Genomic DNA, 8,126 nt, shown 5'->3' on the forward strand with positions numbered 1-8,126 from the left:
TCCTGCTTGCTGCCGACGTCCACCATATGCGCCTGGCCGGCGGCGTCGAAATGAGTGAGTTCGGGCATGGTTGGGCTCCTTCAGAGGGCGCTTATCATAGCAGTGTGGCCGGGCGGGCCAAGATGATTACAATTGCCCTATGCCCGCTATCTTAGTCCGAGCGTTAGGCCAAGCGGCGGGCGTCGCTTTTCGACTTCGTCAACCGACCTCGCGATGCGTTCGAATCGTTTTCTTGCTGCGGTGTTGTCTTGCGCGCTCGCGATTCCACCGGGCGCGTACGCGCAATCGCGCGGCGTAACGAACACGAGCAGCACGAGCACGAATACAGGCACAAGCCTCGCCCTCAACATGCAGTCCGCGGAACCGCCGTTGGAAAGCGGCTCAGCCGACACGTCCGCCGACCCCATCGTTCCACCCGACATCGCCCAAGGCGTCTTCGGCGTCTATGGTGGCGCCCAAAGCCGCTTCTCCGGCAACACGGGCGTGTCGACCAACTGGCGCGCCCCGATCGTCACGCAGCAATTACCCGACCTGGGCAACGGCGGCTCCGGCTCGCTGACGCCGCAAGCCGAGCGCAGGCTCGGCGAGCGCGTGATGCGCGAAGTACGCCGCGACCCGGACTATCTCGACGACTGGCTGGTGCGTGATTATCTGAAGTCGATCGCCGCGAAACTCGCCGCGGCGGCGAACGCGCTATACATCGGCGGCTATCGTCCGGACTTCGAGTTGTTCGCAGTCCGCGATGCGCAAATCAATGCCTTCTCGCTGCCAGGCGGCTTTATCGGCGTGAACACCGGTTTGATCGTGACGACGCAAACCGAGTCCGAACTCGCCTCCGTGCTCGGTCACGAGATGGGCCACGTCTTGCAGCGGCACATTTCGCGCATGATCACGACCGGCGAGCGCAGCTCCTATGCCGCGCTCGCCGGCCTGTTGTTCGGCGTTCTCGCTGGCGTGCTCGCGCACAGTGGCGATCTCGGCAGCGCGATTGCGATTGGCGGCCAGGCTTATGCGGTCGACAACCAGCTGCGTTTCTCGCGCTCCGCCGAGCAGGAAGCGGACCGCGTCGGCTTTCTGCTGCTGGCCGGCGCCGGCTACGATCCCTACGCGATGACGACGTTTTTCGGCCGCCTCGATCGCGCGGCGATGAGCGACACGGGCATACCGGCCTATGCGCGCACTCATCCGCTGACTGGCGAGCGGATCGCCGACATGGAGGACCGTGCGCGCCGCGCGGCTTACCGGCAACCGCATCAGACGTCCGAATACGGTTTTGTGCGAGCGCGGGCGCGCTTGCTGCAGGACCGCTCGCGCAGTGAATACGCGGATGAGATTTCGCGCCTGCGCTCCGAAATCGAGGACCGTACCGCCGTGAACATCGCTGCGAACTGGTACGGGATTGCATACGGGCAGATGCTGCTCGAGCGATACGACGATGCAGCGGCGTCGCTGGCGGTGTCGCGTGCCGCGTTCGCAACCGGCGAGCGCAGTGAAGGCGAGCCCATGCGCAGTTCGCCAAGCCTCGACGTGCTGGCCGCCGACATTGCGCGCCGTGCCGGGCGTAATGACGAGGCGGCTCGCCTGGCCGACTTCGCACAGAAGCGCTGGCCGCAGTCGAACGCCGCGATCGACATGCATATCCAGACCTTGCTGACGTTGAAGCGATTTGCCGATGCGCAGGCTTTGGCGTTGAAAGAGACGCGTGCGCAGCCCGATCAGCCTGCCTGGTGGTTGTATCTGGCGCAAGCGAGCGCGGGCAGTGGCGATGCGCTGACGCAGCATCGGGCGCTCGCCGAAAAATTCGCCCTCGATGGCGCCTGGCCGTCGGCTATCCGGCAACTGAAGGAGGCACGTGATCTGAAGGCGATCGGTTACTACGATCTCGCCACCGTCGACGCCCGGCTACATGAAATGGAGAGCCGATACAAAGAGGAACGGCTGGACGAGAAGAGTTAGTACCCGGCCGCCTTCACGATCTGAGCAGCACGCGGACTATGCAGCGAATCCCGGCGATCAGTCGCCAAACGGCCTAAGCACTCGCCGCAGTGGCCGGACTATCGACAAAGCCGAAGCGCCCGGCGACTTCATTTCGCCGCACGCCCTGCAAAGGCAAAACAACCCCGTTGTTCCAGCGAAACTCCCCGCTCATCGAGTCATCGCCCAACGCTGCGTGATCGGCGAAAACCTCGAGATCGTGATCGTGCAAAACAGCGACCCTCGCTGGCACCGAGCTATCGACAAACAGAATCCCACCTTCATCGTCGACGAACACAAGCGAAGGTTCGAAAGCCCCGCCGGCCTGGTCAGTCAAAGCAAGCGCGCCAGCGGCATCCGCTGATAATCTGACCACCCACGGCGTATAGCCCAACTCGACATATACCCGCTGCGGTCCGTTCTGGAAAAACCACTGCCCGCGCTCGTCGGCGTCGTAATTCCGATTGATAAACCCGAGCAACGCCTCATGCCGAATCGGCGTGCCTGGCTCACCGCCGGCCTGAGCGGCTTCGTCCCGCATGCGCCAGTTGCCGCGTCGGTCGAGCATCAACCAGCCGGTGCAACTCGGCACATTCGGCCATTTGGCCAGGGCCTGCTTGACGATGTCATCCATGATCGATGTAGCGCTCCAGATAACCGAGCACGCGCCGCGACAACCAGTCGATGCGCCCGGGAAATGGCCCGGTCATAAAGCCGGCGTGGCCGCCGTGCCTGGGTTGATCGAGTTCCACCGCGGCCGACACCTCGTGCCGCGCCGGCAACGCTTCGGCCGGTAAGAATGGGTCGTTGCGTGCGTTCAGCACGAGTGTCGGCACGGCAATGCCGGGCAGCAGAGGCCGCGTGGTCGCGCTGCTCCAGTAGTCGTCGGTATTGCGAAAGCCGTGCAGCGGCGCCGTCACCACGTTGTCGAAGTCGTACATCGTGCGGCTCGCGAGCATCGCGTCGCGGTCGAACAGCCCGGGAAACTGCACCAGCTTCTGCTCGGCCTTCTGCTTCAGCGTCTTCAGGAAACTGCGCGTGTAGACCATGCCGAAGCCCTGCGACAACGCGCGGCCGCCGGCATGCACGTCGATCGGCGTCGAAATCGCCGCGGCGGCCGAGAGCACCGGCGACGCATCTTCGCGCCGCTCGCCAAGCCAGCGCAGCAACACATTGCCGCCGAGCGACACGCCCGCCGCCACGATCGGCCCGCGCTGCGTGGCGCGCAAGCGCCGCAGAATCCAGTCGACGTCGTTGCTGTCGGCGAGATGGTAGAAGCGCGGCAACAGATTCAACGGTCCGCTGCAACTGCGAAAGTGCGGTACGACGCCGTGCCAGCCGTACTCGCGCGCGGCCGCCATCAACGTGGCGGCGTAGTGCGACGTGGAACTGCCTTCGAGGCCGTGAAACAGGACGAACAGCGGAGCGTTGTCGGCGGGAACGTGAGGCGGGGAGGCGGGGGCGAGCGCAGAGGCGGGTTGGCCGTCATGCACGACCCAATCGAGATCGATGAAATCGCCGTCCGGCGTGTCCCAGCGTTCGCGCCGGAACGTGATGGCCGGCCGGCGTCCAAACAGCGACGGGACAATGGTCTGCACATGCCGGTTCGGCAGCCAGAGCGGTGCGCGGTAGAGCAGATCCACCGTCGCCTCGACAGCTGCCACGGCGCGTGCGGTGCCGGTAGCAGCGGATTCATCGTGCGTTGTTTCCCAGGAAGCCCGCATCGGGGCCTCGTTCGGGGCGGGCGACTTCCTGCGGGGCGTGCTCATGCCAGCGTCGAAACAAAAAAGTAAAACCGGTGAAACGGTCTGATCAGACGAAACGCCCGTCAGGCATCAGTGCAGCGAGCCCTGGCCATGCCGCATCTTCGTGGCGAACTGGCTGGCAGCCTCATTGGGCATCGGACTCGCGTGAATATGGGCAATCTTCCACTCGCCGCGCTCGTGGACCATCACATAGGTGGTGAACACCATCACCGGCGTCGCCTTCGGATCAGCCGGGCGGTGGGCTTCTGCTATGGCATAGACGACGGTGCCGAGGCTGTCGTAGACGCGAATGTCGAGCGGTTCGATCGAAACGCGCGCGGCCTCGAGCTGGAGCTGCAAGCCGGCGCGAATGCTGTCGAGACCGTGCAGGTGGGAGCCGTCGGCACAGATGCAGCTCACGAACTCTTCATCGATCCACAGGCCCATCAAGCTGTCGATATTCACTTCGGCGACGGCCTGGTAATAGGCGTTCAGCGTATCGGCGGCGGCTTCGAAGATATGGGCAAAACGTGGCATGGCTCGTCAGTCTCTTGTGCGCGGCGCGCGGTTGCGGGGCAGCGGTCAGCGGGACAGTCCGGCTCACCGGACAATCGCACCCGAGCGCGAGAATGCCCGTGCCGCAAGGCGCGAACATGACGCGACGCGCTCAGGGCGTGCGGTGTTGCGTGCAAGTATCAGTCGAATGAGCTGGGTTCAACGTTGCGCAAGCAACATGCCGCGCAAATCGCCGAATACCTGCTCCGCGCTCAGCTGCTTCAGGCAGTTCAGATGGCCGAGCGGACACTCGCGCTGAAAACAGGGGCTACATTCGAGATGAAGCCATTGTACCTTCGCAAGCTCGGACAAGGGCGGCGTGTGGCGCGGATCGGTCGAACCGTACACGGCTACCAGTGGCCGGCGCAGCGCGGCGGCCACATGCATCAGTCCGGAATCGTTGGTGACCACGGCGTTGGCTCGCGAGATCAGCGCACAAGCCTCGCCCAGTGCCGTTTGGCCGCACAGGTTGCGTACGTTCGGCGCTTTCTCGGCGATTGCCTGCGCGAGCGGCGCGTCTTTCGGCGAGCCGAGCGCGACGATCTGCGTGTATGGGAACGACTGGCCCACCATCTGCGCGAGCGCCGCGAAATACTCGGGCGGCCAGCGTTTTGCCGGACCGTACTCGGCGCCCGGGCAGAACACCAGCAGCGGTACGCGCGTGTCCAGATTGAAGCGCGCCGACACGCGCGACGCTTCGTTCAGGTCCGCGTCGAGCCGTGGCATCGGCAGGTCGCCGGGGATCCTGGCGCCGGGCGCATAGGCGAGGGCCGCATACTGGCCGACCATTGGCGGGCGCTCGTCCTTGCGCGGGTTCGCGTGACGCACGTTCAGCAGGCCGTAGCGGCTTTCGCCGGTGTAGCCGATGCGCAGCGGAACGCCCGCCATCCACGGAATCAGCGCCGACTTGAACGAATTCGGCAGGACATAAGCCGCGTCGTAGCCGACATCGCGCAAGTCACTCGCCAGCTGCCAGCGGCGCAGCATCTGCAACTTGCCGTGCGCCAGATCCGTGGCGTAGACGTCGCGAATCTCGGGCATGCGTTCGAGCACGGGCGCAACCCACGAAGGCGCGACCGCATCGATCACGATGCGCGGATGCAATTTCACGAGGCGCGCAAACAGCGGCTGCGCCATCAATGCGTCACCGATCCAGTTCGGTGCGATAACCAACGCGCGACGCATCAGAGTGAGTGTCCGGTGTCGAAACGAAGCGCCGCGCGAACCAGGCGCGTGGCGTTCGATTGTTTAAAAGGGGAAAAGCCGCGAGCTTGGCGGCGCGGTTCCAGCATGGCCGGCCCCGCCGCGGCTGCGGCTTTGTTGCGAAGCGCCTGGCTGGCTACGCTCTGCTGCAAAACCAGAACTGATCCGTCACACAACGAACCGGCCAGCGGGCACGCGGGCAAGAAGCGTAGCAAGCGGTCAACGCGCAGTGCTCAGCAGGATCAATGACCCCTGACCACTTCGCCGTCGCGCAGCTTGTAGCGGGTGCTGCAATACGGGCATTTCGCTTCACCGTGGGTGACGTCGATAAAGACGCGCGGATGCGCGCTCCAGCGCGGCATTGCAGGATTCGGACAGTACGCCGGCAGATCTTTCGCCGACAGTTCGACCAACGGCATTTCCTTGATTTCGCTCATGGGGACTTTCTCGTTGTAGGCAGGGTGCGTACGTTGCGCCGTCAAAAGGTCGATGGCCGAGGAGGGGCCGAGGTCCTGGTGGCGGCGCGGCGCGCGTTAGATCTTGGTCAGCCAGTGCGCGTACTTCTCGCTCTTGCCGTTCACGATATCGAAGAAGCCCGATTGCAGCTTCTCGGTGATCGGGCCGCGCGCGCCCGAGCCGATCGTGCGGTTGTCGAGTTCGCGGATCGGCGTGACTTCGGCGGCGGTGCCGGTGAAGAACGCTTCGTCGCAGGTATAGACCTCGTCGCGCGTGATGCGCTTTTCGATCACCTGGATGCCCGCGTCGCGCGCCAGTGTGATGACCGTGTCGCGCGTGATGCCGTCGAGGCACGACGACAGATCCGGCGTGTACAGCTTGCCGCTGTTCACGAGGAAGAAGTTCTCACCCGAGCCTTCCGACACGTAACCGTCGACGTCGAGCAGCAGCGCTTCGTCGTAGCCGTCGGCAATGGCTTCCTGATTTGCGAGGATCGAGTTCACGTACCAGCCCGACGCCTTGGCGCGGACCATGGACACGTTCACGTGATGGCGCGTGAACGACGAAGTCTTCACGCGAATGCCCTTGGCGATACCGTCTTCACCGAGGTAAGCGCCCCACGGCCACGCGGCGATCGCCACGTGAATCGTGTTGCCCTTGGCCGACACGCCGAGCTTTTCCGAGCCGACCCAGATGATCGGGCGAAGGTAGCAGGATTCCAGCTTGTTTTCGCGGACCACTTCGCACTGTGCGGCGGCTAGCGTTTCGTGGTCGAACGGCACGTCCATCTGGAAGATCTTGGCCGAGTTCAGAAGGCGCTTGGTGTGCTCCTGGAGGCGGAAAATCGCGGTGCCGCCGTCTGCCGTTTTGTAGGCGCGTACGCCTTCGAAAACGCCCATGCCGTAATGCAGCGTATGGGTGAGCACGTGGATCTTGGCGTCGCGCCAGTCGATGAGCTTGCCATCCATCCAGATCTTGCCGTCGCGGTCGGCCATTGACATACGATTCTCCAACGGGAATGTGTGAGTGCCCCAAACCTGTCGCTGCGCGTCAGGCCCCCCGAGGGGGAAATCTCCCAAGGGGATTTCCTTCGAGGCGGAAAACGCGGGGCGGTCCGGCGTTTTCTTTTGGTGTGAGGTCGAGGAGCGCTATTTTAGCGTCTTTTGCACAAGGAACGGGCATTTGGCCGCATCGCGGACGCTATACTTCTGCGCACGCATAATTCAAATCCGGATGCGCCAGCGGGTGCCTGACGACCTGGCGCCGACCTCCCTTGAGTGCGGCGCCCCTTGGCGCCCGCGTTTCACCTCATGCTCGCTCGTCTATCAGATACCGATCACCGTGCCTTCCGTGAGGGCATGCGCGACTATTCGCCGACGCTGATGGCGATTTTCTCCTGGGGTCTGGTCACGGGTATTGCGATGAGCAAGTCCGTGCTCACGCTGCCGCAGTCGCTCACCATGTCGTTGCTGTGCTATGCCGGTTCGTCGCAACTGGCCGTGCTGCCATTGCTCGCCGCCAAATTGCCGGTCTGGACCGCGCTGCTGACAGCCGCCATGGTCAATACGCGTTTCGTGATCTTCAGCGCGGGCCTCGCGCCGCATTTTTCGTATCTGCCGATGTGGCGGCGCATCGTACTCGGCTACTTCAACGGCGACGTGATCTATCTGCTGTTCCAGAAGAAGAGCTTTCAGACCGGGTACGTGCCCGGCAAGGAGGCGTACTTCTGGGGCATGGCCGTGTGCAGCTGGCTGTCGTGGCAGGTCTCTTCGATCGTCGGCATTCTGCTGGCGAGCCTGATTCCGGATAACTGGGGGCTCGCGCTGGCGGGCACGCTGGCTTTGTTGCCCATCATGGTGTCGGCGATCGCCACGCGTTCCACGCTGGTTGCCGTCAGTATCGCCGGCGTGGTGTCGCTGCTGGCGTTCGATCTGCCATACCGGCTCGCGCTGCCGCTGGCGGTGATCGCCGCGATCATCGCCGGGAGTGCCGCCGACCTGATGGTCGAGCGCGCCGACTTGCGCCGCATCCGTAACAGCGCCGGAGATTCCCAATGACGTCCACGCAGATCTGGCTCGCCATTTTCGGCATGACCTTCGTCACCGCCCTGACACGCGCGATGTTTCTAATCGGCGGCGAGCGCACGGTGTTGCCGGCGCGCGTGCAGCGGATGCTGCGCTATGCGCCGGCCGC

9 protein-coding genes and 1 pseudogene are annotated in these 8,126 nt (G+C 64.0%); 3 read left to right on the forward strand and 7 right to left on the reverse strand.

Annotated elements, in window-relative coordinates; translation table 11 throughout:
• A pseudogene (moaC, locus tag QOC89_RS12440) lies at positions 1-68 on the reverse strand (cyclic pyranopterin monophosphate synthase MoaC); the annotation flags it as partial.
• A gap of 145 nt (positions 69-213) precedes the next feature.
• Between moaC and QOC89_RS12445 the strand changes: the two are divergent.
• Complete coding sequence (locus QOC89_RS12445) at positions 214-1,956, forward strand: M48 family metalloprotease (RefSeq protein WP_323045285.1); 1,743 nt, start codon at positions 214-216, stop codon at positions 1,954-1,956.
• Positions 1,957-2,029: 73 nt separating this feature from the next.
• Here QOC89_RS12445 and QOC89_RS12450 read toward each other — a convergent pair whose 3' ends face one another.
• The 6 genes from QOC89_RS12450 to QOC89_RS12475 all read right to left on the reverse strand — a co-directional run bounded on the left by QOC89_RS12450 (position 2,030) and on the right by QOC89_RS12475 (position 6,934).
• Complete coding sequence (locus tag QOC89_RS12450) at positions 2,030-2,608, reverse strand: DUF2946 family protein (RefSeq protein ID WP_323045286.1); 579 nt, start codon at positions 2,606-2,608, stop codon at positions 2,030-2,032.
• Positions 2,601-3,698, reverse strand: a complete 1,098-nt coding sequence (locus tag QOC89_RS12455; protein WP_323045287.1) for a YheT family hydrolase — start codon at positions 3,696-3,698, stop codon at positions 2,601-2,603. The genes QOC89_RS12450 and QOC89_RS12455 overlap by 8 nt, the downstream gene beginning before the upstream one ends.
• Before the next feature lie 111 nt (positions 3,699-3,809).
• Positions 3,810-4,256, reverse strand: a complete 447-nt coding sequence (locus tag QOC89_RS12460; protein ID WP_323045288.1) for a nuclear transport factor 2 family protein — start codon at positions 4,254-4,256, stop codon at positions 3,810-3,812.
• A 177-nt stretch (positions 4,257-4,433) separates the two neighbouring features.
• Entirely contained in the window at positions 4,434-5,459 is a 1,026-nt protein-coding gene (gene waaF, locus QOC89_RS12465; RefSeq protein ID WP_323045289.1) for a lipopolysaccharide heptosyltransferase II, read from the reverse strand.
• A gap of 260 nt (positions 5,460-5,719) precedes the next feature.
• Positions 5,720-5,914, reverse strand: a complete 195-nt coding sequence (locus tag QOC89_RS12470) for a zinc-finger domain-containing protein (RefSeq protein ID WP_042321180.1) — start codon at positions 5,912-5,914, stop codon at positions 5,720-5,722.
• A gap of 96 nt (positions 5,915-6,010) precedes the next feature.
• Entirely contained in the window at positions 6,011-6,934 is a 924-nt protein-coding gene (locus tag QOC89_RS12475) for a branched-chain amino acid transaminase (protein ID WP_323045290.1), read from the reverse strand.
• Between the two features lie 309 nt (positions 6,935-7,243).
• On the opposite strand from QOC89_RS12475, the gene QOC89_RS12480 reads away from it, so the two are divergent.
• Both QOC89_RS12480 and QOC89_RS12485 read left to right on the forward strand, forming a co-directional pair.
• Positions 7,244-7,990 carry an AzlC family ABC transporter permease gene (locus QOC89_RS12480; RefSeq protein WP_323045291.1) on the forward strand — a complete coding sequence of 249 codons (747 nt, stop codon included), beginning with the start codon at positions 7,244-7,246 and terminating at the stop codon, positions 7,988-7,990.
• Positions 7,987-8,126 (forward strand): AzlD domain-containing protein (locus tag QOC89_RS12485; RefSeq protein WP_323045292.1); only part of this gene is annotated, 140 nt, incomplete at its 3' end. The genes QOC89_RS12480 and QOC89_RS12485, both read left to right, overlap by 4 nt.

Source organism: Paraburkholderia sp. (assembly GCF_034668105.1).
GTDB lineage: Bacteria > Pseudomonadota > Gammaproteobacteria > Burkholderiales > Burkholderiaceae > Paraburkholderia.